This is a genomic window from Serratia sp. HRI, assembly GCF_010119335.3.
Taxonomy (GTDB): domain Bacteria; phylum Pseudomonadota; class Gammaproteobacteria; order Enterobacterales; family Enterobacteriaceae; genus Serratia; species Serratia nevei.
Map to the genome: position 1 here is coordinate 4874977 of NZ_CP083690.1, position 22606 is coordinate 4897582.

At 60.6% G+C, this 22606-nt stretch carries 27 protein-coding genes; 21 read left to right on the forward strand and 6 right to left on the reverse strand.

Features of this window, described 5'->3' with window-relative positions; genetic code table 11:
• Window positions 1-67 precede the first annotated feature (67 nt).
• The 11 genes from GF111_RS23275 (at window position 68) to GF111_RS23325 (ending at window position 10444) form a co-directional block, all read left to right on the forward strand.
• Window positions 68-1684, forward strand: a complete 1617-nt coding sequence (locus GF111_RS23275; protein ID WP_047730456.1) for a methyl-accepting chemotaxis protein — start codon at window positions 68-70, stop codon at window positions 1682-1684.
• 37 nt (window positions 1685-1721) lie between these two features.
• The gene (gene cheR, locus GF111_RS23280) at window positions 1722-2594 is read left to right on the forward strand and encodes a protein-glutamate O-methyltransferase CheR (protein ID WP_025159837.1); all 873 of its coding nucleotides are present in this window, start codon (window positions 1722-1724) and stop codon (window positions 2592-2594) included.
• A complete protein-coding gene (locus GF111_RS23285) occupies window positions 2594-3643 on the forward strand; it encodes a chemotaxis response regulator protein-glutamate methylesterase (protein ID WP_015378262.1) in 1050 nt (349 codons plus the stop codon). The genes cheR and GF111_RS23285 overlap by 1 nt, the downstream gene beginning before the upstream one ends.
• A gap of 102 nt (window positions 3644-3745) precedes the next feature.
• Window positions 3746-4135: a chemotaxis response regulator CheY gene (cheY, locus tag GF111_RS23290; protein ID WP_004934862.1), complete on the forward strand. Its 390-nt coding sequence runs from the start codon at window positions 3746-3748 to the stop codon at window positions 4133-4135.
• A gap of 10 nt (window positions 4136-4145) precedes the next feature.
• Window positions 4146-4790, forward strand: coding sequence for a protein phosphatase CheZ (gene cheZ, locus GF111_RS23295; RefSeq protein WP_004934858.1), 645 nt, complete (start codon window positions 4146-4148; stop codon window positions 4788-4790).
• 125 nt (window positions 4791-4915) lie between these two features.
• On the forward strand, window positions 4916-5149 hold the full coding sequence (vapB, locus tag GF111_RS23300) for a type II toxin-antitoxin system VapB family antitoxin (protein ID WP_047730457.1): 234 nt from the start codon (window positions 4916-4918) through the stop codon (window positions 5147-5149).
• Window positions 5149-5547 (forward strand): type II toxin-antitoxin system VapC family toxin, encoded by a 399-nt coding sequence (locus GF111_RS23305; protein ID WP_047730458.1) that lies wholly within the window; start codon window positions 5149-5151, stop codon window positions 5545-5547. Before vapB ends, GF111_RS23305 begins: the two co-directional genes overlap by 1 nt.
• A 126-nt stretch (window positions 5548-5673) precedes the next feature.
• On the forward strand, window positions 5674-6825 hold the full coding sequence (gene flhB / locus GF111_RS23310; protein ID WP_047730459.1) for a flagellar biosynthesis protein FlhB: 1152 nt from the start codon (window positions 5674-5676) through the stop codon (window positions 6823-6825).
• The gene (gene flhA / locus GF111_RS23315; RefSeq protein ID WP_038876828.1) at window positions 6818-8896 is read left to right on the forward strand and encodes a flagellar biosynthesis protein FlhA; all 2079 of its coding nucleotides are present in this window, start codon (window positions 6818-6820) and stop codon (window positions 8894-8896) included. The genes flhB and flhA overlap by 8 nt, the downstream gene beginning before the upstream one ends.
• Window positions 8896-9300 (forward strand): flagellar protein FlhE, encoded by a 405-nt coding sequence (locus GF111_RS23320; RefSeq protein ID WP_047730460.1) that lies wholly within the window; start codon window positions 8896-8898, stop codon window positions 9298-9300. The genes flhA and GF111_RS23320 overlap by 1 nt, the downstream gene beginning before the upstream one ends.
• Before the next feature lie 328 nt (window positions 9301-9628).
• Window positions 9629-10444 (forward strand): 5'-nucleotidase, lipoprotein e(P4) family, encoded by an 816-nt coding sequence (locus tag GF111_RS23325; protein WP_047730461.1) that lies wholly within the window; start codon window positions 9629-9631, stop codon window positions 10442-10444.
• A gap of 245 nt (window positions 10445-10689) precedes the next feature.
• Here the strand turns inward: GF111_RS23325 and GF111_RS23330 are convergent, their stop codons facing one another.
• From GF111_RS23330 to flgA, 5 genes are all read right to left on the reverse strand, one after another.
• Window positions 10690-10992, reverse strand: a complete 303-nt coding sequence (locus tag GF111_RS23330; RefSeq protein ID WP_047571545.1) for a DNA-binding transcriptional regulator — start codon at window positions 10990-10992, stop codon at window positions 10690-10692.
• The gene (locus GF111_RS23335) at window positions 10985-11359 is read right to left on the reverse strand and encodes a type II toxin-antitoxin system RelE/ParE family toxin (protein WP_147190142.1); all 375 of its coding nucleotides are present in this window, start codon (window positions 11357-11359) and stop codon (window positions 10985-10987) included. The genes GF111_RS23330 and GF111_RS23335 overlap by 8 nt, the downstream gene beginning before the upstream one ends.
• Before the next feature lie 230 nt (window positions 11360-11589).
• A complete protein-coding gene (locus tag GF111_RS23340; RefSeq protein ID WP_038876835.1) occupies window positions 11590-12024 on the reverse strand; it encodes a flagella synthesis protein FlgN in 435 nt (144 codons plus the stop codon).
• Window positions 12025-12064: 40 nt separating this feature from the next.
• Window positions 12065-12376, reverse strand: a complete 312-nt coding sequence (flgM, locus tag GF111_RS23345) for a flagellar biosynthesis anti-sigma factor FlgM (RefSeq protein ID WP_038876837.1) — start codon at window positions 12374-12376, stop codon at window positions 12065-12067.
• A gap of 129 nt (window positions 12377-12505) precedes the next feature.
• Window positions 12506-13159: a flagellar basal body P-ring formation chaperone FlgA gene (gene flgA / locus GF111_RS23350; RefSeq protein ID WP_055313118.1), complete on the reverse strand. Its 654-nt coding sequence runs from the start codon at window positions 13157-13159 to the stop codon at window positions 12506-12508.
• Between the two features lie 160 nt (window positions 13160-13319).
• On the opposite strand from flgA, the gene flgB reads away from it, so the two are divergent.
• The 9 genes from flgB (at window position 13320) to flgJ (ending at window position 20654) form a co-directional block, all read left to right on the forward strand.
• The gene (flgB, locus tag GF111_RS23355; protein WP_060433352.1) at window positions 13320-13733 is read left to right on the forward strand and encodes a flagellar basal body rod protein FlgB; all 414 of its coding nucleotides are present in this window, start codon (window positions 13320-13322) and stop codon (window positions 13731-13733) included.
• Window positions 13734-13738: 5 nt separating this feature from the next.
• The gene (gene flgC / locus GF111_RS23360) at window positions 13739-14143 is read left to right on the forward strand and encodes a flagellar basal body rod protein FlgC (RefSeq protein ID WP_004934826.1); all 405 of its coding nucleotides are present in this window, start codon (window positions 13739-13741) and stop codon (window positions 14141-14143) included.
• Between the two features lie 12 nt (window positions 14144-14155).
• Complete coding sequence (gene flgD, locus GF111_RS23365; RefSeq protein ID WP_016927297.1) at window positions 14156-14833, forward strand: flagellar hook assembly protein FlgD; 678 nt, start codon at window positions 14156-14158, stop codon at window positions 14831-14833.
• A 54-nt stretch (window positions 14834-14887) separates the two neighbouring features.
• Entirely contained in the window at window positions 14888-16111 is a 1224-nt protein-coding gene (gene flgE / locus GF111_RS23370) for a flagellar hook protein FlgE (protein ID WP_055316337.1), read from the forward strand.
• Between the two features lie 12 nt (window positions 16112-16123).
• The gene (locus tag GF111_RS23375) at window positions 16124-16879 is read left to right on the forward strand and encodes a flagellar basal body rod protein FlgF (protein ID WP_038876842.1); all 756 of its coding nucleotides are present in this window, start codon (window positions 16124-16126) and stop codon (window positions 16877-16879) included.
• 18 nt (window positions 16880-16897) lie between these two features.
• Entirely contained in the window at window positions 16898-17680 is a 783-nt protein-coding gene (gene flgG, locus GF111_RS23380; RefSeq protein WP_004934819.1) for a flagellar basal-body rod protein FlgG, read from the forward strand.
• Window positions 17681-17762: 82 nt separating this feature from the next.
• Window positions 17763-18464: a flagellar basal body L-ring protein FlgH gene (gene flgH / locus GF111_RS23385; protein WP_038876845.1), complete on the forward strand. Its 702-nt coding sequence runs from the start codon at window positions 17763-17765 to the stop codon at window positions 18462-18464.
• A gap of 145 nt (window positions 18465-18609) precedes the next feature.
• Window positions 18610-19710 (forward strand): flagellar basal body P-ring protein FlgI, encoded by a 1101-nt coding sequence (locus GF111_RS23390; RefSeq protein ID WP_038876847.1) that lies wholly within the window; start codon window positions 18610-18612, stop codon window positions 19708-19710.
• On the forward strand, window positions 19710-20654 hold the full coding sequence (flgJ, locus tag GF111_RS23395; RefSeq protein ID WP_038876850.1) for a flagellar assembly peptidoglycan hydrolase FlgJ: 945 nt from the start codon (window positions 19710-19712) through the stop codon (window positions 20652-20654). Before GF111_RS23390 ends, flgJ begins: the two co-directional genes overlap by 1 nt.
• 7 nt (window positions 20655-20661) lie before the next feature.
• Here flgJ and GF111_RS23400 read toward each other — a convergent pair whose 3' ends face one another.
• Window positions 20662-20946: a hypothetical protein gene (locus tag GF111_RS23400; protein WP_038876852.1), complete on the reverse strand. Its 285-nt coding sequence runs from the start codon at window positions 20944-20946 to the stop codon at window positions 20662-20664.
• On the opposite strand from GF111_RS23400, the gene flgK reads away from it, so the two are divergent.
• A complete protein-coding gene (gene flgK / locus GF111_RS23405; RefSeq protein WP_055313212.1) occupies window positions 20939-22588 on the forward strand; it encodes a flagellar hook-associated protein FlgK in 1650 nt (549 codons plus the stop codon). The two genes, GF111_RS23400 and flgK, sit on opposite strands and share 8 nt — an antisense overlap.
• Window positions 22589-22606 lie beyond the last annotated feature (18 nt).

Genomic DNA, 22606 nt, shown 5'->3' on the forward strand with positions numbered 1-22606 from the left:
GGCCTCTCTCGCAGAGGCCCTTTTCCCTACGTAGGCCGGTCGCCGGCCGGCTGCAAGGAGGTTCACAGTGTTTAACCGAATCCGTATCTCTACCAGCTTGTTCCTGTTGTTGATGACCTTCTGCGTTCTGCAGTTGGCCAGCAGCGGCCTGTCGTATTCCGCGTTTCGCTCCGATAACCACAACCTCGACATCATCACCCTCGGCAGCCAGCAGCGCGATTCGCTCAGCCTGAGCTGGGTGTCGCTGTTGCAGGCGCGCAATACGCTGAACCGCGCCGGCACCCGCGCGGCGCTGAAGCTGCCGCAGGAGCAGGTGAACGAATTGATGAGCAGCGCCCGCAGTTCGCTGCAGAAGGCCGATCTCTATTTCAATCAGTTTATGGCGGTTGAGCGCAGCAGTGAGCAACAGAGTCAGCAGACGGCAACGACCAAGGCCAGCTACGAGCGGCTGCGCGGCGCGCTGCGCGAACTGATCGGCTTCCTGGAGAAGGGGGAGCTGCAGGCATTTATGGATCAGCCGACGCAGAAAACCCAGGACCTGTTCGAAGCCGACTTCGTGCAGTACCTGCAGTTGGTCAACGGCGACATCAGCGAAGCCAGAGACGCCAACCAGTTCTCCTTCACGCTGGCGGGCCTGATGCTGGCGGGGGCGGTCTTGATGCTGATCGTGGTGACCGGCAGCGCCATGTGGTGGTTGCGTACCATGCTGGTGCAGCCGCTGAACCAAATCCGCAGCCACTTTGAACGCATCGCCGCCGGCGATTTGGCGACGCCGATTCAGGTGTATGGCCGCAATGAAATCAGCATGCTGTTCGCCAGCCTGCAACGCACGCAGCAGTCGCTGATCGGCACCGTCGGCGCCGTGCGCGACGGGGCGGAGTCGATTCTGATCGGCCTGCAGGAGATATCTGAAGGCAATAACGATCTCTCTTCCCGCACCGAGCAGCAGGCCGCTTCGCTGGAAGAGACCGCCGCCAGCATGGAACAGCTGACCGCCACGGTGAAACAGAACGCCGACAATGCGCGGCAGGCCTCTCAGCTGGCGCGCGACGCCTCGGCCACCGCGGCCAAGGGCGGCGAACTGGCCGGCGACGTGGTGACCACCATGCACGATATCGCCAACAGTTCGCAGAAAATCGGCGCCATCACCAGCGTGATTGACGGCATCGCTTTCCAGACCAACATTCTGGCGCTCAATGCGGCGGTGGAAGCGGCGCGCGCCGGTGAACAGGGGCGCGGTTTCGCCGTGGTCGCCGGCGAAGTGCGCAACCTGGCGAGCCGCAGCGCGCAGGCGGCGAAAGAGATCAAGGTGCTGATCGACGAATCGGTCAGCCGCGTCAAACACGGCTCGGTGCTGGTGGAAAACTCCGGCGCCACCATGCAGGACATCGTGCGTTCGGTGACCCGCGTGACCGACATCATGGGCGAGATCGCGTCGGCTTCGGATGAACAGAGCCGCGGCATCGAGCAGGTGACGCAGGCGGTGACCCAGATGGACCAGGTCACCCAGCAGAACGCCGCGCTGGTGGAAGAGTCCGCTTCAGCCGCCACCGCGTTGGAAGAGCAGGCCATTACCCTGGCCGACGCGGTCGCGGTATTCCGTCTGGCGGACGATAACTTCGTCGCGCCAGGTAACAGCAACAACGCAGTTTCACCCGTGGTAAAGGAAGCCCAAGATTGTTAAACCGCATAAGCAGCACGTTTTTCCCCGGTGAGGTGGCATGAAACAGGCGCCGTCAACTTCTAACCGGGATACTGCGTCGATGTTGACGCAAATGGTGCAGCGCCTGCCGCTGTCGGACGTGCATTTTCGCCGTATCAGCCAGTTGATTTATCAACGCGCCGGCATTGTGCTGGCGGAGCATAAGCGCGAGATGGTTTACAACCGCCTGGTGCGCCGTTTGCGGCTGTTGGGATTGCACGATTTCGGCGACTACCTGGCGCTGCTGGAAAGCGACCCGAACAGCGCGGAGTGGCAGGCGTTTATCAACGCGCTGACCACCAACCTGACGGCCTTTTTCCGCGAGGCGCATCACTTCCCGATCCTGGCGGAGCACGCGCGCTCGCGGCCGAACGGCTACAGCGTCTGGAGCACCGCAGCCTCGACCGGCGAAGAACCGTATTCGATCGCCATCACGCTGAGCGATGCATTGGGCCAGCGGGCCGGCAGTTGCCAGGTCTGGGCCAGCGACATCGATACGCAGGTGCTGGAAAAAGCGGAGGCGGGCGTTTACCGCCAGGAAGATCTGCGCACCCTGACGCCGACCCAAATGCAGCGCTATTTTCTGCGCGGCACCGGGCCGCATCAGGGGCTGGTGCGCGTGCGGCCGGAGCTGGCGGCGCGGGTGAACTTTCAGCCGCTGAACCTGCTGGCGCCGGAGTGGGCGCTGCCGGGGCAATTCGACGCCATTTTTTGCCGCAACGTCATGATCTATTTCGATAAGGCGACGCAGGAGCGCATCCTGCGCCGCTTCGTTCCCTTGCTTAAGCCGGGGGGGCTGATGTTTGCCGGCCACTCCGAGAATTTCAGCCAGATCAGCCGGGATTTCTACTTGCGTGGGCAGACCGTGTATGGGCTGACCAAGGAGAGGTAATGAGTAAAATCAGAGTGTTATGCGTAGACGATTCGGCATTGATGCGCCAGCTGATGACGGAAATCGTGAACGGCCACGCCGACATGGAGATGGTGGCGACCGCGCCGGATCCGTTGGTGGCGCGCGATCTGATCAAAAAATTTAATCCCCAGGTGCTGACGCTGGACGTCGAGATGCCGCGCATGGACGGGCTGGATTTCCTCGAGAAGCTGATGCGCCTGCGGCCGATGCCGGTGGTGATGGTCTCTTCGCTGACCGGCAAAGGCTCGGAAATCACGCTGCGCGCGCTGGAGCTGGGCGCGGTGGACTTCGTGACCAAACCGCAGCTCGGCATTCGCGAGGGCATGTTGGCCTACAGCGAGCTGATTGCCGAGAAGATTCGCACCGCCGCCAGAGCGCGCCTGCCGCAGCGTTCCAGCAGCCCGGCGCCGGCGATCCTCAGCCATGCGCCGCTGCTGAGCAGTGAAAAACTGATCGCCATCGGCGCTTCCACCGGCGGCACCGAAGCGATCCGCCAGGTGCTGCAGCCGTTGCCGGCAACCAGCCCGGCGCTGCTGATCACCCAGCACATGCCGCCGGGTTTCACCCGTTCGTTCGCCGAGCGGCTGAATAAGCTGTGCCAGATCACGGTGAAAGAAGCGGAGGACGGCGAGCGCGTACTGCCGGGCCACGCCTACATCGCACCGGGGGATCGTCACCTGGAGCTGACGCGCAGCGGCGCCAACTATCAGGTAAAGCTGCATGACGGCCCGGCGGTCAACCGCCATCGCCCCTCGGTCGACGTGCTGTTCCGCTCGGTGGCGCAATATGCCGGCCGCAATGCGGTGGGCGTGATCCTCACCGGGATGGGCAACGACGGAGCGGCGGGGATGCTGGAGATGCACCGCGCCGGGGCCTATACCCTGGCGCAGAACGAGGCGAGCTGCGTGGTGTTCGGCATGCCGCGCGAGGCGATCGCCAGCGGCGGCGTCAGCGAAGTGGTTGAGCTGGACAGGATGAGCCAGCGCATGCTGGCGCAGATCGCCGGCGGCCAGGCATTGCGCATTTGATTTTAGTCCGCAGGGTCTTCCCGGCGGCGATATGACCCAGGTTCGCCGCGCGGCGGCCTGCGGTTTTGCATCATTAAACGGTTAACTTTTTCAGGAGTAACAATGGCAGACAAGAACCTCAGATTTCTGGTTGTGGACGATTTTTCCACCATGCGTCGCATCGTCAGAAATTTGCTCAAAGAGCTGGGCTTCAACAACGTCGAAGAAGCTGAAGACGGCGCGGATGCGCTGAACAAGCTGCGCGCCGGCGGTTTCGACTTCGTGGTGTCCGACTGGAACATGCCGAACATGGACGGGCTGGAGCTGCTGCAAACCATCCGCGCCGATAGCGCGCTGGCCGCGATGCCGGTACTGATGGTGACGGCGGAAGCCAAGAAAGAAAATATCATCGCGGCGGCGCAGGCCGGCGCCAGCGGTTATGTAGTGAAACCTTTTACGGCGGCGACGCTGGAAGAAAAGCTCAACAAGATTTTTGAAAAATTGGGCATGTAAGGAGAGGGCGATGAGAGACATTCCAATGCCTGCCAGCGATGCAGCGACCGCGGGAGAGATCATCTCCCGCATCGGCCAACTGACCCGAATGCTGCGCGACAGCATGCGCGAACTGGGGCTCGATCAGGCGATCGCCCAGGCGGCAGAGGCGATCCCGGATGCGCGCGACCGTCTTGACTATGTCGTAACCATGACGGCGCAGGCGGCGGAACGGGCGTTGAACTGCGTGGAGGCGGCGCAACCGCGCCAGGCGGAGCTGGAATCCGGGGCGAACGCGTTGAAAGGGCGCTGGGACGAGTGGTTCGCCAACCCCATCGAACTGGACGACGCGCGTTCTCTGGTTAACGACACGCGCCAGTATCTGGATCAGGTACCGGGCCATACGGCCTTCACCAATGCCCAGCTGCTGGAAATCATGATGGCGCAGGATTTCCAGGATCTGACCGGTCAGGTGATCAAGCGCATGATGGACGTGGTGCAGGAGATCGAAAAGCAGCTGCTGATGGTGCTGATGGAAAACATGCCGGAGCAGCCGGTGAAGGAAAAGCGGCCGAACGACAGCCTGCTGAACGGCCCGCAGCTCGACCAGAACGGCGTCGGCGTGATCGCCAACCAGGCACAGGTCGACGATCTGCTCGACAGTCTCGGTTTCTGAGGCTTTTCGGGGCGCGCGACGGCGCGCCCCGAAAGTTGCGCGGTGTCCCGCAAAGATTAATGTATATGGCATTGCTATATACATCATGGCGGTTATAATTTGTACTCCAGTTAAAGGAGGTCGCCATGGCGTTAGGTTCTGTCTTTACCAATAATCGGACACAGGCTGTACGCCTGCCTGCAGAGGTGCGTTTCCCTGATACCGTTTCTAAAGTGACCGTCCGCGTAGTGGGCAAAGAGCGCATTCTTGCCCCCCTGGAGAATACCTGGGACAGCTTCTTCTGTGCGGAAAATGAGGTGAGCGATGATTTCCTCAATGAACGTGCCGGACAGCACCAACGCGAGCGGGAAGATTTTTGATGTTCAGCCATATGCTGGACACCAACATTGTTATCTATGTCATTAAGCGCCGGCCGCTGGAAGTGCTGGAGGTATTCAATCGCTATGCAGGTAAAATGGTCATTTCGTCGATTACCTATGGCGAATTGGTTCACGGGGTGGAGAACAGCGCTCGCCCAGCGGTGAACGCCAGAGTCGTTGAGGATTTTGTCTCCCGATTGGACATTCTCGATTACAGCGCCAAAGCGGCATCGCACTACGGCAACATCCGGGCTGTGCTGGAACGCCAGGGAACGCCTATTGGCGTAAACGATCTACATATCGCCGGGCATGCGCGCAGCGAAGGATTGATCCTGGTGACCAATAATCGACGCGAATTTGAGCGCGTTGAGGGTTTGCGGCTGGAAAATTGGTTGTAACGTCTCCCTGATGGTCTCATCCCCTAAATAACCCGCCTTTTCCCCCGTTGTTCCGTCAATGACATCGCCAATTTTTTGGCATGCTGACCGCCATTCTTTACCCTCTCGACACAGGAACGGCGTTTCGTGGCTGAAGACAGCGATCTGGAAAAAAGCGAGGCCCCCACGCCCCACAGGCTGGAGAAGGCGCGTGAAGACGGCCAGATTCCGCGTTCCCGCGAACTGACCTCGGTACTGATGCTGCTCTCGGGCCTCGCGATCATCCTGATGTCCGGCAGCAACATGGCGCAACAGCTGGCGGCGATGCTCACGCAGGGGTTGAACTTCGACCATGGCATGGTCAGCAACGATAAACAGATGCTGCGCCAGCTGGGCATGTTGCTGCGCCAGGCCGTGCTGGCGCTGTTGCCAATCATGGCGGGGCTGGTGCTGGTGGCGCTCGCCGCGCCGATGTTGTTGGGGGGCATTCTGTTCAGCGGCAAGTCGATCAAATTCGATTTGAAGCGGCTGAACCCGTTGTCCGGGTTGAAGCGCATCTTTTCCAGCCAGGTGCTGGCCGAACTGCTGAAAGGGATCCTGAAAGCGACGCTGGTCGGCTGGGTGACCGGCCTCTATCTGTGGCACAACTGGGCGGCAATGCTGCATCTGATGACCCAGCAGCCGCTCGACGCGTTGGGCAATGCGCTGCAGATGATTCTGTTCTGCGGTTTTCTGGTGGTACTGGGGTTGACGCCGATGGTGGCGTTCGACGTGTTCTACCAGCTGTGGAGCCACTTCAAAAAGCTGAAGATGACCAAGCAGGATATTCGCGACGAATTCAAAGACCAGGAAGGGGACCCGCACGTTAAGGGACGTATTCGTCAGCAGCAGCGGGCGATCGCCCGGCGCCGCATGATGGCCGATGTGCCCAAGGCGGACGTGATCGTCACCAACCCGACGCACTACGCCGTCGCGTTGCAATACAACGACAAAAAAATGAGTGCGCCGAAAGTGCTGGCCAAGGGGGCGGGCGAAATCGCCTTGCGCATTCGCGAACTCGGTGCGGAGCACCGCATCCCGATGCTGGAAGCGCCGCCGCTGGCGCGTGCGCTGTATCGACACAGCGAGATTGGACAACATATTCCGGCCACCCTGTATGCCGCGGTCGCCGAAGTGCTGGCCTGGGTGTACCAACTGCGCCGCTGGCGGCGCGAGGGCGGCCTGATCCCGAAAAAACCTGAACGTTTACCGGTGCCGGAAGCACTGGATTTTGCAAGAGAGAGTGACTCTGATGGCTAATTTGGCCTCCCTGCTTCGTTTGCCGGGCAATTTTAAAGATACGCAGTGGCAGGTGTTGGCCGGCCCGGTGTTGATCCTGCTGATCCTGTCGATGATGGTGCTGCCGTTGCCGGCGTTTATCCTCGACCTGCTGTTTACCTTCAACATCGCGCTGTCGATCATGGTGCTGCTGGTGGCGATGTTCACCCAGCGCACGCTCGAATTCGCCGCCTTCCCGACCATTCTGCTGTTCTCCACGCTGCTGCGTTTGTCGCTCAACGTCGCGTCCACGCGCATCATCCTGCTGGAAGGGCACACCGGTTCCGCCGCGGCCGGCCGCGTGGTGGAGGCCTTCGGGCACTTCCTGGTGGGGGGCAACTTCGCCATCGGTATCGTGGTGTTCATCATCCTGGTATTGATCAACTTCATGGTCATCACCAAGGGGGCCGGGCGTATCGCCGAAGTGGGCGCGCGTTTCGTCCTGGACGGCATGCCGGGTAAACAGATGGCGATCGACGCCGATCTGAACGCCGGGTTGATCGGCGAGGACGAAGCGAAGAAACGCCGCGCCGAAGTCACCCAGGAGGCCGATTTCTACGGCTCAATGGACGGTGCCAGTAAATTCGTGCGCGGCGACGCCATCGCCGGCCTGATGATCATGGTGCTGAACGTGGTCGGCGGCCTGTTGGTCGGCGTGGTGCAACACGGCATGGAGCTGGGGGCGGCAGCGGAAAGCTATACGCTGCTGACCATCGGCGACGGCCTGGTGGCGCAGATCCCGGCGTTGGTGATCTCTACCGCCGCCGGCGTTATCGTCACTCGCGTCGCGACCGATCAGGACGTCGGCGAGCAGATGGTGGGCCAGCTGTTCAACAATCCGCGCGTGATGCTGCTGAGCGCCGGGGTACTGGGGCTGTTGGGCCTGGTGCCGGGCATGCCGAACCTGGTGTTCCTGCTGTTTACCGCCGCTTTGCTGGGCCTGGCCTGGTGGCTGCGCGGCCGTGAACAACAGGCACCGAAAGCGGTGGAGGCGCCGGTGATGCCGGACAACCCGCAGGCCGCCGAAGCCAGCTGGGCCGACGTGCAGTTGGAGGATCCGCTGGGGATGGAGGTGGGTTACCGGCTGATTCCGATGGTCGATTTTCAACAAAACGGTGAGCTGCTGGGGCGTATCCGCGGTATTCGCAAGAAATTCGCGCAGGACATGGGGTATTTGCCGCCGGTGGTACACATTCGCGACAACCTGGAACTGCCGCCTGCCAGCTACCGCATCCTGATGAAAGGCGTCGAGATCGGCAGCGGTGAAGCGCAGCCGGGCCGCTGGCTGGCGATCAACCCCGGCAATGCCGTGGGCGAGCTGGCGGGAGACAAAACCGTCGATCCGGCTTTTGGGCTCGAGGCGGTGTGGATCGACAGCGCATTGCGCGAGCAGGCGCAGATCCAGGGCTTTACCGTGGTGGAAGCCAGCACCGTGGTGGCGACACACCTCAATCACCTGATCGGCCAGTTCGCCAGCGAGCTGTTTGGCCGCCAGGAAACCCAACAGTTGCTGGATCGCGTGTCGCAGGAGATGCCGAAACTGACCGAAGACTTCGTGCCGGGCGTGGTATCACTGACCACGCTGCACAAGGTGCTGCAAAACCTGCTGGCCGAGCGTGTTTCTATCCGCGATATGCGCACCATCGTCGAAACGCTGGCGGAGCATGCTCCGGCGCAAAGCGATCCTTATGAGCTGACCACCGTGGTGCGGGTAGCGCTGGGCAGGGCGATCACGCAGCAGTGGTTCCCGGGCAACGGCGAGATTCAGGTCATCGGTTTGGATACCCAACTGGAGCGCCTGTTGTTGCAGGCGTTGCAGGGCGGTGGCGGTCTGGAGCCGGGGCTGGCCGATCGCCTGCTGGATCAGGCGCGCCAGGCGCTGCAGCGGCAAGAGATGCTCAGCGCGCCGCCGGTGCTGCTGGTCAACCATGCGCTGCGGGCCTTGCTGGCGCGTTTCCTGCGCCGCAGTCTGCCGCAGATCGTGGTGTTGTCCAACCTCGAAATCAACGACGATCGCCAGATTCGCATGACGTCGACCATTGGAGCCGCCTGATGAAACGCTGTCTGTTCGTGTTGTGTTTGCTGGCGCCGTTAACCGCCGGTGCGGTGTCCGGCTCTTGGGTGGCCGAAGGGGGGGGCGTGACGTTGGAACAGGGCGGCATGCGCGATGAGTCCGCCGGTTTGCGGCCGCCGAACGCGTTGCCGGATGCCAATGCGCGCATCACCCGCGTCAGTTGGCGCTACCGTTTGCTGGGGCCGGAGCCGGTGGGGCTGCAGGCCCAGCTCTGCACGGTAAACCGCTGCATTCCGCTCGGCGGTGGCAGCGGCAGCAGCAACGGTCTGCAGGGCGAACCGGCCAATGCGGAATTGCGCTTTGTCTATTACGTGCAGTCGCAAGGCGGGTTGAATCCGCCGCTGCGCGTGATTGGCAATCAGGTGATCGTCAATTACGAATAGATCGCCGCCCGGTTCGGCGGGGTAGTTTGGCGCCGGCCGGCGTTATGCTTAAGCGATAAAATGAGCCTGGAAATTCAAGACTCACGGCCGCCTTTGTCGCGCGGCACAATCTGGAGCCTGTTTGTGTGACAACAGTCATAATCCTATTTTTATACGTTGTTTCTCTCTTTGTTTTATTGTAATTTACGCTTAATCTTCAAATTTATGAAGATTAGATGTGCGTGAAGCGCGTTAATTTACCCGTCCCTCAGTAAATTATGCGCAATGTATCAACTATATAAATAACCCTCGCCGTACTCTCATAAAATTAAACTTATATGGAGTATCTATGAAAATTTTAAAATCATATATGCCATTATTACTTTTATGCGTGGCTTTCACCGCTTCGTCAAATAATCACTGCGATCCTTCCCGGACTGAACTGCCCGCGAGTTGCCTCACGGAACAATTCGCCATGTCGGTATTGTGGTATCAGAATGCGGCAGAGGCACGGGCGGCTTTTTATCAAGGGTATCAGTTGGGCAAGCTCCGACTTGAGCAGGAATTAAAGAACAAATCGGAGAAGCCGCGTGCCGTCGTGCTGGATCTTGATGAGACCGTGCTGGATGACAGCCCGCACCAGGCCTGGTTGATAAAGAACCAGTCGTTTTTGCTTGACGGTTGGGATGAATGGGTCGACATGGCAGCGGCGGAAGCTGTGCCCGGCGCTATCGATTTCCTGAGGTTTGCCGATGAAAACGGCGTTACCATTTTCTACCTGAGTGACAGAAAGCAGTCGCAGATTGACGTGACGCTAAAAAATTTACGCCGCATTAATTTGCCTCAGGCGAAAAAAGAAAATCTGTTGTTAAAAACACCGGAGATGCAGGGTAAACAGAGTCGTCGCGACGCGTTGGAAAGCCAGTATGACGTCGTGCTGTATTTTGGCGACAATCTGGCTGACTTTATTGATTCAAAAGGTAAAAGCCAGGCTGAAAGGAATAAAATGATGGAGGATGTGCAGCAAGAATTTGGCAAGCGTTTTATTATCTTCCCGAATCCGATGTATGGCGATTGGTATGGCGGCATTATCGATGGGCAGTTTAAAGCGAAAAACAAAGAGCTTTATAAGCTGCGAGCGTCTAAATTGACGCCGTTTAAGTAACAAAAACAGGTAAGGTAAATATAAGCTACGGGCATTTATGGTATGAATATTAAATACCCTGAAGCGTTTTATTCAATAGGCCGATTCGCTGGCTCTCGATATGAAGCAATTAATAGAATCGATAATATACATCGGATAGTTCCTTGTTGTATCGAGGGCTGTTTAATGTGTTCTGATTTCAACATCGATTGTCTGGCCGACGGCTGCCGACCTCATCCGATGAGCGAAGTGGCGGGAGGGGCGGCTCAGGCCAGGATCGCCAGGCCGTTGCGTTCCACCAACGTCAATAGCTTCATCGCGGCGGAGTTCGGTTGCGCTTCGCCGCGCTCCCATTTCTGTACCGCCTTTTTGCTGACGTTGAGATATAGCGCAAACACCGGCTGACTGACGTTTTCGCGTTCGCGCAATGCGCGGATCTCGGCCGGCCCGAACTGTTTCACCGGCCGCAGGCACAGCATGTCGAAGGTGCGCATGGTCACGTCGTCGACGAAACCGGCGCGGTGCAGGCCCTGAACTTCCTGGTGGATCTCGGCAAGAATTTTACTCATCGCTTAGCCTCCGTAATTCCTTGTTGTTGGCCAGCTGGTAAAGTCTGAATGGCGAATAATCCAGATACAGCGCAGCCAGATGTTTCAATCCTTGTAACTCGTCCGTACTGATGTTTTCTCTCTCGCTTTTGGCAAAGCCGCGCATAAAAAACAGGCGTTCTTCATCGCGAAAAACGATCGGTACCCGATAGCCGCCCCGTTTGCCCGCACCAGTCCGAGCGATGCGCTTTTTGTATATGCAACCGCCAAGACTGGCGTCGTACAACTGATTTTGCATCTCTCGCGCCACTTTCACTATCGTGGCGTCGCTGATGCGTTCGCGCGCGGCAAAACCCAGAAAGGTTTTGGTGAGATAAATATCGGCCATTCGCTCTTCCTGCGAATCTATACCCGTTAAGGGTATATTTCAAGTGGTTTAAAAATAACCACAGGGTGACAAGCGGCCAAAGGGAAAGAAACAGCCAAATTCACGGCATGCGCAGCCTGGCGCATAGCGTTAAGGGAATTCAGAAAGCGGTAAGAAGAAAATGCGAGAGGTTGCGCATAACCGGGGAAACCCGCGCCCGGCGGTGCGTTCACCGGGCGAAATGAGTCAGGTCAGACGCCGATTTTTCTGCCGAGCAGGCTGCCGGCGTGCGACTGGCCGTCCGGGCCATACAGCGATTTGTTGTTCTTACTGAGGATCGCCAGCGCCTGAGCGTTATGGTCGATCTGCTGATTGAGCAGCAGGCCATTGTGCTGATTCTTTTCGCGTAGCGTTTGGCTCAGCAGTTGAACGCGCTGCCAGCGATCGGCCAAGGGCGCATGGTTGGCGTAGGGGGCGCGTTGCCCGCAGGCTTTTTCCTCCCCCAGGCGTTGTTGCTCGAGGTAGGCGACCGTCGCCAGCAGTTGGCTTTTGGCATCGGTTACACGCTGCAACGCCACGCCGGGCAACTGGCCAGAACACAGCAAGTCGTGCTCTTCCTCCAGCACGCCATTGAGCGCCTGCAGCGTTTCCAACAGTTTATCCAGCAGTTGTGCCAGGTTTTCCATAGTGATGACTTATCCTTTACCGCTACTCGCCGCCGCGCCGTCAGTCGCGCCCGGCGTTCCATTGAATGTCGCTCTGCGCGTCTTGCAGCAGCGCGTCGGCGATTTTGCCGGCGTCCATCTTCAGTTCGCCGTTGCGGATCGCCTGCTTGATGGCCTCGACCCGGCCCATATCGATATCCTGGGTGCCCGGCTGCATCAGGCGCGCCTGCGCCTCGCTCAGTTTGACCTGCGTGCCGCTGACGGCCGTTTCGGCCACGGCGGCCTTACGCGGTTGAAGCGGGTTGTCGGCCGGGGTTTCACGCGGTTGCACAGTGGAAACCGGCTGTAACCGCTGGGTGCGATCGATACTCATGGTCCATCTCCGTTTACGCCGTGACCGCTCGGGGGCGACGACGCTGCAATGAAAGTTTTGCGGCCCTGGTGGCCAATAAAATGCTGCTTGATTTGTCTTATCGGCAAGGTTTGCGGAACCTTTACTTTTTTATAACGTAATGCGAATCGCGCCGTCGTCTCCGACCACGCCGCTGACGATCTGCCCGGACGCCATGCGCACGCGCACGCTGTCTTCGGCGGCGGCGTTGTTCATCGCCTTGCCCGCACCGCTGATGTTGAACCCTTCGCCCTGCGCGGTGACCTGTACCGGTTGCCCGGCTTTGATAATCCAGGCGCGGCGCAGCATGGCGAGGGTCAGCGGTTGGCCGGGGCTGATGTTGCGCAGGCTGACGGCGCCTAACGCTTTGCTCGCCTCGGTCAGCGCGCGCGGCGGCAGGGTATCGAGCCGGCCTTCCTTCAGCGTCAGATCCGCTGCGGTCAATCGGCTGCCGGCGCTGATGCCGCGCGCCGAAACCAGATAGCGGCCGAACACCTGCACCTGCGTCTGGATAAAACGCCGCTCCTGGCCACAGCGTGCCGAAATGCTGACGTTGCCGCCGATCCGCGCGTTGGGCGGCAGCGACAGCTGGGGCAGTTCGCAGGCGGGCCATTGGGCCGGCGGCGTGCGCACCCGCACTTTCACCTGTACCGGCTCGCCGGTGAACTTGCCTTTGATGAAGCTATCGATTTGCGTCGCCAGATCGTCGGCGCGCGCGTTCAGACTGCACAGCAGGCCGATAAGCAGCAGCATTTTACCTTTCATCGTCATCTTCTCAAGCTTCATCGGGATACGCGTAAGTGTACCCGCAGCGCGCGCAGGCTAAGCAGATAAATAGCGCCCCATTTTGCGTCTATTCCCGCGATAGGGTGGTGCTGGGGGCGTTTATCCTGTCGACTCCAAATTCTAACCTCGCGGAGGGAGCATGCTCGACAAACTGGACGCGGCTCTGCGCTTTGGCCAAGAGGCGCTGAACTTGCGCGCCCAGCGGCAGGAAATTCTGGCCGCCAACATCGCCAACGCAGACACACCGGGTTATCAGGCGCGGGATATCGATTTCGCCAGCCAATTGAACAAAGTGCTGGAACAAGGGCGCGTCAACGGCAACGGCATGTCGCTGAACCTGACGGCGGCGCGCCACATCCCGGCGCAAACCCTGCAGCCGTCGCAGCTCGACCTGTTGTACCGGGTACCGGACCAGCCGTCGATGGACGGCAACACGGTGGACATGGATCGCGAACGCACCAACTTTGCCGATAACAGCCTGAAATATCAGACCGACCTGACGCTGCTCAACGGGCAGATCAAAGGGATGATGTCCGTGCTGCAACAAGGATAAGGCGCATGTCTTTACTGAATATTTTTGATATCTCCGGCTCGGCGTTATCGGCGCAATCCCAGCGCATGAACGTCAGCGCCAGCAACATGGCCAACGCCGACAGCGTGACCGGCCCGGACGGCGAGCCTTACCGCGCCAAGCAGGTGGTGTTCCAGGTCGCGGCGGCGCCCGGGCAGCCGACCGGCGGCGTGCGCGTTGCCCAGGTGGTGGACGATCCGGCGCCCGAGCGTCTGGTGTACCAGCCGGGCAACCCGCTGGCGGACGCCAAGGGCTACGTGCGCATGCCGAACGTCGACGTAGTGGGGGAAATGGTCAATACCATCTCCGCTTCCCGCAGCTACCAGGCCAACGTCGAGGTGCTCAACACCACCAAGTCGATGATGATGAAAACCCTGACGCTGGGTCAGTAACCGGAGGTTCCCATGGCTATTGCCGCAACCACTAACGAGTCGTTGGACAACACCGTCATCGGTAACAACAGCAAAAATACCAACAGCCAGGATCTGCACAACAGCTTCCTGACGCTGCTGGTGGCGCAGTTGAAAAACCAGGATCCGACCAATCCGATGCAGAACAACGAGCTGACCTCGCAGCTGGCGCAGATCAACACCGTTCAGGGCATCGAAAAACTCAACACCACGCTGGGCTCGATCTCCGGCCAGATCAACAGCAACCAGTCGCTGCAGGCGACGGCGCTGATCGGTCACGGCGTGATGGTGCCGGGCAACAACATTCTGGTCGGCAGCAAGGATGGCAAGGTCAGCACCACGCCGTTTGGCGTGGAACTGGAGCGCGCCGCCGATCAGGTGACCGCCACCATCACCAACGCCAGCGGGCAGGTGGTGCGCACCATCGAAATCGGCGGCCTGACCGCCGGCGTACACGCCTTCACCTGGGACGGTTCGCTGGATGACGGCTCCACCGCGCCAGACGGCGCCTACAAAGTGGCGATTAATGCCAAAGGCAACGGTGAACAGTTGGTGGCGCGTAGCCTGCACTTCGGGCTGGTGAACGGCGTGATCCGCGACGGCAACGGCGCCAAGCTGGATCTCGGCCTGGCGGGCAACGCCACCCTGGAAGACGTGCGACAGATCTTATAACCCTAAGCATCAGGCTCAATCGGACGATAGCCTGACCACTATTCGGAGAATAACATGGCCTTTTCTCAGGCAGTCAGCGGCTTGAACGCGGCAGCAACCAACCTGGACGTGATCGGTAACAACATCGCCAACTCCGCGACCGCGGGCTTCAAATCCGGCAGCGTGTCCTTCGCCGACATGTTCGCCGGTTCGCAGGTTGGGCTGGGCGTTAAAGTGTCCGGCATCACCCAGAACTTTAAGGGCGGCACCACCACCGGCACCAGCCGTGCGCTGGATGTGGCCATCAACGGCAACGGCTTCTTCCGCATGCAGGATAAAGACGGCGGCATCTTCTATACCCGTAACGGCCAGTTCAAGCTGGACGAGAACCGCAACCTGACCAACATGCAGGGCCTGCAGCTGACCGGTTATCCGGCGGCCGGTTCCCCGCCGACCATCCAGCAGGGTGCCAACCCGGTGCCGCTGAGCATTCCTGAAGGCATGATGAACGCCAAGGCGTCTACCTCCGGTGAGATGGTCGCCAACCTGAAGTCCACCCATAAAGTGCCGGAGAACAAGACGTTCGATCCGACCAAACAGGACAGCTACAACTACGTCAACACCATCACCGCCTACGACTCGCTGGGTAATGCGCACAACATCAACGCCTACTTCGTGAAGACGGAAGACAACAAGTGGCAGGTCTATACCCAGGACGGCAGCGCAGCGCCAGTGAACGCCGGCACCATGGAGTTCAGCACCAGCGGCAACCTGGTGAAAACCACCAGCACCAACGGCGCGCCGGGCGAGTTCAACATGGTGATCCCGATGACCGCCAAAGACGGTGCACCGGCGCAAAACTTCACCCTGAGCTTCGCCGGCAGCATGCAGCAGAACGTGGGCAGCGACTCGGTGAGCAAAGTGGCGCAGGACGGCTATGCCGCCGGTGAATACACCAACTTCCAAATCAACAACGACGGTACCGTCGTGGGCATCTACTCCAACCAGCAGACCCAGGTGCTGGGCCAGATCGTCATGGCCAACTTCTCCAACCCGGAAGGGCTGGCGTCGCAGGGCGATAACGTGTGGCAGGAAACCGGTGCGTCCGGCCAGCCGCGCGTTGGTCTGTCGGGTGGCGGCGGCTTCGGTAAGCTGACCAGCGGCGCGCTGGAGTCTTCCAACGTCGATCTGAGCCAGGAGCTGGTGAACATGATCGTCGCACAGCGTAACTACCAGTCCAACGCCCAGACCATCAAGACGCAGGACTCCATCCTGCAGACGCTGGTTAGCCTGCGCTAATAGGGCCGAGTCATGGATCACGCGATTTATACCGCGATGGGCGCGGCGCGCCAAACGCTGGAACAGCAGTCCATCACCGCCAACAACCTGGCCAATGCGTCGACGCCGGGCTTTCGCGCCCAGCTCGCCGCGTTGCGCGCGGTACCGGTCGACGGGCCGAGTATGGCGACGCGCACCTTGGTGACCGCGTCGACGCCGGGCGCCGACATGAGCCAGGGGGCGCTGAACTACACGTCGCGTCCGCTGGACGTGGCGCTGCAGCAGGACGGTTTTCTGGCGGTGAGCCTGCCGGGTGGGGGGGAAGCCTATACCCGCAACGGCAACATTCAGATCTCCTCCACCGGGCAGTTGACGGTGCAGGGGCTGCCGGTGATGGGCGACGGCGGCCCGATCGAGGTGCCGCCGTCGGCGGAGATCACCATCGCGGCCGACGGCACCATTTCGGCGCTGAACGCCGGCGATCCGCCGAACACCATCGCGCAGATCGGCCGCCTGAAGCTGGTGAAAGCCGATGCGCGCGAAGTGATGCGCGGTGACGACGGGCTGTTCCGCCTGACGCCGGAAACCCAACAGCAGCGCGGCAATCAGTTGCAAAACGATCCGCAGGTGCGGGTGATGCCGGGCGTGCTGGAAGGCAGCAACGTCAAGCCGGTGGAAACCATGGTCGACATGATCGCCAACGCCCGCCGCTTTGAAATGCAAATGAAGGTCATCCACAGCGTGGATGAAAACGAACAGCGTGCCAACTCACTGCTCTCAATGAGTTAAGCAGCAAGGAAATAACCGATGATTCCATCCTTATGGATTGCCAAAACCGGTCTGGACGCGCAGCAGACCAACATGGACGTGATCGCCAACAACCTGGCGAACGTCAGCACCAACGGCTTCAAACGCCAGCGGGCGGTATTTGAAGACCTGCTGTATCAGACCATGCGTCAGCCGGGGGCGCAGTCCTCCGAGCAGACCACGCTGCCCTCCGGCCTGCAGATCGGGACCGGCGTGCGTCCGGTGGCGACCGAGCGTCTGCATAGCCAGGGCAACCTGTCGCAGACCAACAACAGTAAAGACGTCGCCATCAAGGGGCAGGGTTTCTTCCAGGTGATGCTGCCGGACGGCACTCAGGCCTATACCCGCGACGGGTCGTTCCAGATCGATCAGAACGGCCAGCTGGTGACCTCCAGCGGTTTCCAGGTGCAGCCGGCGATCACCATTCCGGCTAACGCGCTGTCCATCACCGTCGGCCGCGACGGCATCGTCAGCGTCACCCAGCAGGGCCAAACCGCCGCCCAGCAGGTAGGCCAACTGACGCTGACCACGTTCGTCAACGACAGCGGTCTGGAGAGCGTGGGCGAGAACCTGTATCAGGAAACCGAAAGCTCGGGCGCGCCGAACGAGAGCACCCCGGGGCTGAACGGTGCCGGTTTGCTGTATCAGGGTTACGTGGAAACCTCCAACGTCAACGTGGCGGAAGAGCTGGTCAACATGATTCAGACTCAGCGCGCTTACGAGATCAACAGCAAAGCGGTCTCGACTTCCGATCAGATGCTGCAAAAGCTGACGCAACTGTAATCTGTCATTGACGGGCCGGCTTGCCGCGCCCGTCATTCTCTTTCGTGAAACAAAGGCGATACCCGTGGTAACCACATATTCGATGGCAATCCTGCCGCGGCAGGGACAACGCTGGCTGGCGGGAATGGTGATGCTGACGCTGAGCGGCTGCGCCTACATCCCGCACAAACCGCTGGTGGACGGCGCGACCACGGCGCAGCCCGCGCCGGCCAGCGCGCCGATGCCGAACGGCTCGATCTTCCAGACGGTGCAGCCGATGAACTACGGCTACCAGCCGTTGTTCGAGGACCGCCGTCCGCGCAACGTCGGCGACACCCTGACCATCGTGCTGCAGGAAAACGTCAGCGCCAGCAAAAGCTCCTCCGCCAACGCCAGCCGCAAAGGCGCCAGCAAGTTCGGCGTCGCCACCTCGCCGCGTTACCTCGACGGCCTGTTGGGCAATGCGCGCGCCGATATGGACATTTCCGGCGACAGCACCTTCGGCGGCAAGGGCGGCGCCAACGCCAACAACACCTTCAACGGCACCATTACGGTGACGGTCAACCAGGTGCTGGCCAACGGCAACCTGCACGTGGTAGGGGAAAAACAGATCGCCATCAACCAAGGCACGGAATTCATCCGCTTCTCCGGCGTCGTCAATCCGCGCACCATCAGCGGCAACAACTCGGTGACTTCGACGCAGGTGGCGGACGCACGTATCGAATACGTCGGCAATGGCTATATCAACGAAGCGCAGACCATGGGCTGGCTGCAGCGCTTCTTCTTAAATGTTTCACCGTTTTGAGTACAGGCTATTTTACTTGCCATTTTGAGGTTGGGCAGTGCTCGGAAACGTCACGTACTGCGTGTACGCTCCGTTTCCTGCGCGCTGTCCGCCCTCAAACTGCCTGCGACAATAACGCCTTTTGGCTAAGGCGAATGAGGTTCTAATGACAAAAAAAATCCTGATGGCTTTGCTGATCGGAACGATGAGTCTGCCGGCGGCGGCGGAGCGCATCCGCGATCTGGTGACGGTGCAGGGCGTGCGAGACAACGCCCTGATCGGCTACGGCCTGGTGGTGGGGCTGGACGGCTCCGGCGACCAGACCATGCAGACGCCGTTTACCACCCAAAGCCTGAGCAACATGCTGTCGCAGCTGGGCATCACCGTGCCGCCGGGCACCAACATGCAGCTGAAAAACGTGGCGGCGGTGATGGTGACCGCCAAACTGCCGCCGTTCTCGCGCGCCGGGCAGAACATCGACGTGGTGGTTTCTTCGATGGGCAACGCCAAGAGCCTGCGTGGCGGCACCCTGCTGATGACGCCGCTCAAAGGCGTGGATAACCAGGTTTATGCGCTGGCGCAGGGTAACGTGCTGGTCGGCGGCGCGGGCGCGGCGGCCGGCGGCAGCAGCGTGCAGGTCAACCAGCTGGCGGGCGGGCGCATCAGCAACGGCGCCACCATCGAGCGCGAGCTGCCGACCACCTTCGGCAGCGGCGGCGTTCTCAACCTGCAGCTGAACGACGAAGATTTCACGCTGGCGCAGCAGATCAGCGACGCCATCAACCGCCAACGCGGCGGCGGCACCGCGACGCCGCTCGACGCCCGCACGATCCAGGTGCTGGTGCCGCAGGGCAACAGCTCTCAGGTGCGCTTCCTGGCGGAGATTCAAAACATCACCGTCAACGTCGGGGCGATGGATGCCAAAGTGATCATCAACTCGCGCACGGGGTCGGTGGTGATGAACCGCGATGTGATCCTCGACTCTTGCGCCGTCGCCCAGGGCAACCTGTCGGTGGTGGTCGATCGGCAGAACACCGTCAGCCAACCGACGACGCCGTTCGGTGGCGGCCAGACGGTGGTGACGCCAAACACCCAGATCTCGGTGCAACAGCAGGGCGGATCGCTGCAGAAGGTGAACGCCAGCGCCAACCTGAACAACGTGATCCGCGCGCTGAACGCGCTGGGCGCCACGCCGATCGATCTGATGTCGATCCTGCAGGCGATGCAGAGCGCCGGCTGCCTGCGCGCCAAGCTGGAAATCATCTGATGGCCGGCGATCTGATGGCGATGTCGGGCGCGGCCTATGACGCCCAGGCGCTGAATGGCCTGAAGCGCGATGCGGCGGCCGACCCGCAGGGCAACCTCAAGCAGGTGGCCCAGCAGGTGGAAGGCATGTTCGTGCAGATGATGCTGAAAAGCATGCGTTCCGCCTTGCCGCAGGACGGGGTATTGAGCAGCGATCAAACGCGGCTCTATACCTCGATGTACGACCAGCAAATCGCCCAGCAGATGTCGCAAAAAGGGCTGGGGCTGGCCGACATGATGGTCAAGCAGATGAGCAACGCCAACACGGTGCCGAGCGAAACGGCGGGCCTGTCGCCGATGGCGCTGGACAACGAGGTGCTGCAAACGCTGCCGAACCAGGCGCTGGAGCAGATGGTGCGCCGCGCGATGCCGAAAGCCCCGCCGGCCGCCGCGCCGCTGTCGCTCAACAACGGCAACTTCGTCGCTCGCCTGTCGATACCGGCGAAGGTCGCCAGCCAGCAGAGCGGCATTCCGCATCAGCTGATCGTCGCGCAGGCGGCGCTGGAGTCCGGCTGGGGGCAGCGCGAGATCCCGACCTCGGACGGCACGCCGAGCTACAACCTGTTCGGCATCAAGGCCGGCGGCAGCTGGAACGGGCCGGTGACGGAGATCACCACCACCGAGTTCGAACAGGGTGCGGCGAAGAAGGTGAAGGCGAAGTTCCGCGTCTACGGCTCGTACGTCGAGGCGATCGCCGATTACGTCAAGCTGCTGACCAACAACCCGCGCTATGCCGACGTGGCCGCCGCGCGCAGCCCGGAGCAGGCGGCACATGCGCTGCAGCGCGCCGGCTACGCCACCGATCCGCAGTACGCCAGCAAACTGGTCAGCGTGATTCAGCAGATGAAGAGCGCGGGGGAACAGGCGGTCAAAGCTTACACCCACGATCTGAAAGATTTGTTCTAAATCCCCGTCAGGCTTGACGCCGCAGCGGCGTTGACTGCACAAGCTCGCCCCGGTCACTTGGCTTAACCAGGCTCCCGGGGACGCCCTTGCTTGTCGCCTTGCTGCGACGCCAATTATTGAGGGGATAGGCGGTAATGAAGGCTGGCTGGATGCTGACCGCATTGCCGCTTTTTTTCCTCAAGTTCTTCTCATTTTTGCCGATAACCGAGACAGGCTGAGCGAACAGGCTCAGCAGCTCAATTAGAACCCTGTGGGCCACCGGCGCCGCAGCATAAGGAATCCCGATGTCCAATAGCTTAATCAATACCGCGATGAGCGGGCTGAATGCGGCTCAGGTGGCGCTCAGTACCGTCAGCAACAACATCTCCAACTACAACGTGGCGGGCTATAACCGCCAGACCGCGATCCTGGCGCAGAACGGCGGCATGGCCACCATGAGCGGTTTTATCGGCAACGGCGTGACCGTCACCAGCGTCAACCGCGAGTACAACCAGTTCATCACCAACCAGCTGCGCGGCGCGCAAAGCGCCTTCGGGGCGCAAAACGCCTATTACGAGAAGATTTCGCAGATAGACAACCTGCTGGCGAGCAAAACCAACCCGCTGTCGACCAACATGCAGGATTTCTTCACCAACCTGCAGAACCTGGTGAGCAACGCCGGTGACGACGCCGCGCGCCAGACGGTGTTGGGCAAGGCCAACGGCCTGGTGAACCAGTTCAATAACACCGACAAATTCCTGCGCGACATGGACAACGGCGTCAATCAGCAGATCAGCGATACGGCGCAGCAGATCAACAGCTACGGCCAACAGATCGCCAAGCTGAACGACGAGATCACCCGTTTGCGCGGCAGCGCCGGCGGCGAGCCGAATGCGTTGCTGGATCAGCGCGATCAGCTGGTTACCGAGTTGAATCAGCTGGTGGGCGTGCAGGTCACGCAACAGGACGGCGACGCCTATACCGTTTCCTTCGCCAACGGTTTGACCCTGGTGCAGGGCAGCAATACGTATCAGGTGGAAGCCGTGCCTTCCAGCAGCGATCCTTCCCGCCTGACCATTGGTTATAACCGCGGCAATGGCGCCAGCGAAGTGCCGGAAGGCCAGATCACCAGCGGCACGCTGAGCGGTGTGCTGAAATTCCGCAGCGAGACGCTGGACGGCGTGCGCAATCAGCTGGGCCAGTTGGCGCTGGCGATGGCGGACAGCTTTAACCAGCAGCATCGCGCCGGTTTCGACCTGAACGGCGATGCAGGCGGCGACTTCTTCAGCTTTAGCGGTGGCCGGGTGGTGGATAACACCCGCAACACCGGCGACGCGTCGCTGTCGGTCGCCTACACCGACACCGGCAAGGTGAAGGCCAACGATTATCGCGTCGAGTTCGACGGCAGCAACTGGCAGGTCAGCCGCCTGCCGGACAACGTGAAAGTCAACGCCACGCCGGGCACCAGCGCGGACGGCAAACCGACGCTGAACTTCGATGGGCTGGAAGTGAGCATCGACGGCAATGCGCAGGCTAAAGACAGCTTCACCGTGAAGCCGGTCAGCGACGTGGCGGGCAACCTGAAAGTGGCCATCACCGATTCGTCCAAGATCGCCGCCGCCGGTAAAGACGACAGCGGCCGCGGCGATAACGAAAACGCCAAGAAGCTGCTGGATCTGCAGACCAAAAACCTGGTGGACGGCAAGGCGACCCTGAGCGGCGCTTACGCCGGCATCGTCAGCGGCGTCGGTAACCAGACCGCTGCCGCCAAGGCGATCGCCACTTCGCAGGCCAAGATCGTCACGCAGCTGGGCGAGCAACAGCAGTCGATGTCCGGCGTTAACCTTGACGAAGAGTACGGCGAGCTGCTGCGTTTCCAGCAGTACTACATGGCCAACGCGCAGGTGATTCAGACCGCCAGCTCGCTGTTCGATGCGCTGCTGAAAATTCGTTGATTTCATTGTTAACCGGCG

What these genes read in the sequence shown, in the direction of transcription:
- cheR (WP_025159837.1), top strand. Translation starts at nt 1,722, where the DNA reads ATGAAACAGGCGCCGTCAACTTCTAACCGGGATACTGCGTCGATGTTG.
- GF111_RS23285 (WP_015378262.1), top strand. Translation starts at nt 2,594, where the DNA reads ATGAGTAAAATCAGAGTGTTATGCGTAGACGATTCGGCATTGATGCGC.
- cheY (WP_004934862.1), top strand. Translation starts at nt 3,746, where the DNA reads ATGGCAGACAAGAACCTCAGATTTCTGGTTGTGGACGATTTTTCCACC.
- cheZ (WP_004934858.1), top strand. Translation starts at nt 4,146, where the DNA reads ATGAGAGACATTCCAATGCCTGCCAGCGATGCAGCGACCGCGGGAGAG.
- vapB (WP_047730457.1), top strand. Translation starts at nt 4,916, where the DNA reads ATGGCGTTAGGTTCTGTCTTTACCAATAATCGGACACAGGCTGTACGC.
- GF111_RS23305 (WP_047730458.1), top strand. Translation starts at nt 5,149, where the DNA reads ATGTTCAGCCATATGCTGGACACCAACATTGTTATCTATGTCATTAAG.
- flhA (WP_038876828.1), top strand. Translation starts at nt 6,818, where the DNA reads ATGGCTAATTTGGCCTCCCTGCTTCGTTTGCCGGGCAATTTTAAAGAT.
- GF111_RS23320 (WP_047730460.1), top strand. Translation starts at nt 8,896, where the DNA reads ATGAAACGCTGTCTGTTCGTGTTGTGTTTGCTGGCGCCGTTAACCGCC.
- GF111_RS23325 (WP_047730461.1), top strand. Translation starts at nt 9,629, where the DNA reads ATGAAAATTTTAAAATCATATATGCCATTATTACTTTTATGCGTGGCT.
- GF111_RS23330 (WP_047571545.1), bottom strand. Translation starts at nt 10,992, where the DNA reads ATGAGTAAAATTCTTGCCGAGATCCACCAGGAAGTTCAGGGCCTGCAC.
- GF111_RS23335 (WP_147190142.1), bottom strand. Translation starts at nt 11,359, where the DNA reads ATGGCCGATATTTATCTCACCAAAACCTTTCTGGGTTTTGCCGCGCGC.
- GF111_RS23340 (WP_038876835.1), bottom strand. Translation starts at nt 12,024, where the DNA reads ATGGAAAACCTGGCACAACTGCTGGATAAACTGTTGGAAACGCTGCAG.
- flgM (WP_038876837.1), bottom strand. Translation starts at nt 12,376, where the DNA reads ATGAGTATCGATCGCACCCAGCGGTTACAGCCGGTTTCCACTGTGCAA.
- flgA (WP_055313118.1), bottom strand. Translation starts at nt 13,159, where the DNA reads ATGAAAGGTAAAATGCTGCTGCTTATCGGCCTGCTGTGCAGTCTGAAC.
- flgB (WP_060433352.1), top strand. Translation starts at nt 13,320, where the DNA reads ATGCTCGACAAACTGGACGCGGCTCTGCGCTTTGGCCAAGAGGCGCTG.
- flgC (WP_004934826.1), top strand. Translation starts at nt 13,739, where the DNA reads ATGTCTTTACTGAATATTTTTGATATCTCCGGCTCGGCGTTATCGGCG.
- flgD (WP_016927297.1), top strand. Translation starts at nt 14,156, where the DNA reads ATGGCTATTGCCGCAACCACTAACGAGTCGTTGGACAACACCGTCATC.
- flgE (WP_055316337.1), top strand. Translation starts at nt 14,888, where the DNA reads ATGGCCTTTTCTCAGGCAGTCAGCGGCTTGAACGCGGCAGCAACCAAC.
- GF111_RS23375 (WP_038876842.1), top strand. Translation starts at nt 16,124, where the DNA reads ATGGATCACGCGATTTATACCGCGATGGGCGCGGCGCGCCAAACGCTG.
- flgG (WP_004934819.1), top strand. Translation starts at nt 16,898, where the DNA reads ATGATTCCATCCTTATGGATTGCCAAAACCGGTCTGGACGCGCAGCAG.
- flgH (WP_038876845.1), top strand. Translation starts at nt 17,763, where the DNA reads ATGGCAATCCTGCCGCGGCAGGGACAACGCTGGCTGGCGGGAATGGTG.
- GF111_RS23390 (WP_038876847.1), top strand. Translation starts at nt 18,610, where the DNA reads ATGACAAAAAAAATCCTGATGGCTTTGCTGATCGGAACGATGAGTCTG.
- flgJ (WP_038876850.1), top strand. Translation starts at nt 19,710, where the DNA reads ATGGCCGGCGATCTGATGGCGATGTCGGGCGCGGCCTATGACGCCCAG.
- flgK (WP_055313212.1), top strand. Translation starts at nt 20,939, where the DNA reads ATGTCCAATAGCTTAATCAATACCGCGATGAGCGGGCTGAATGCGGCT.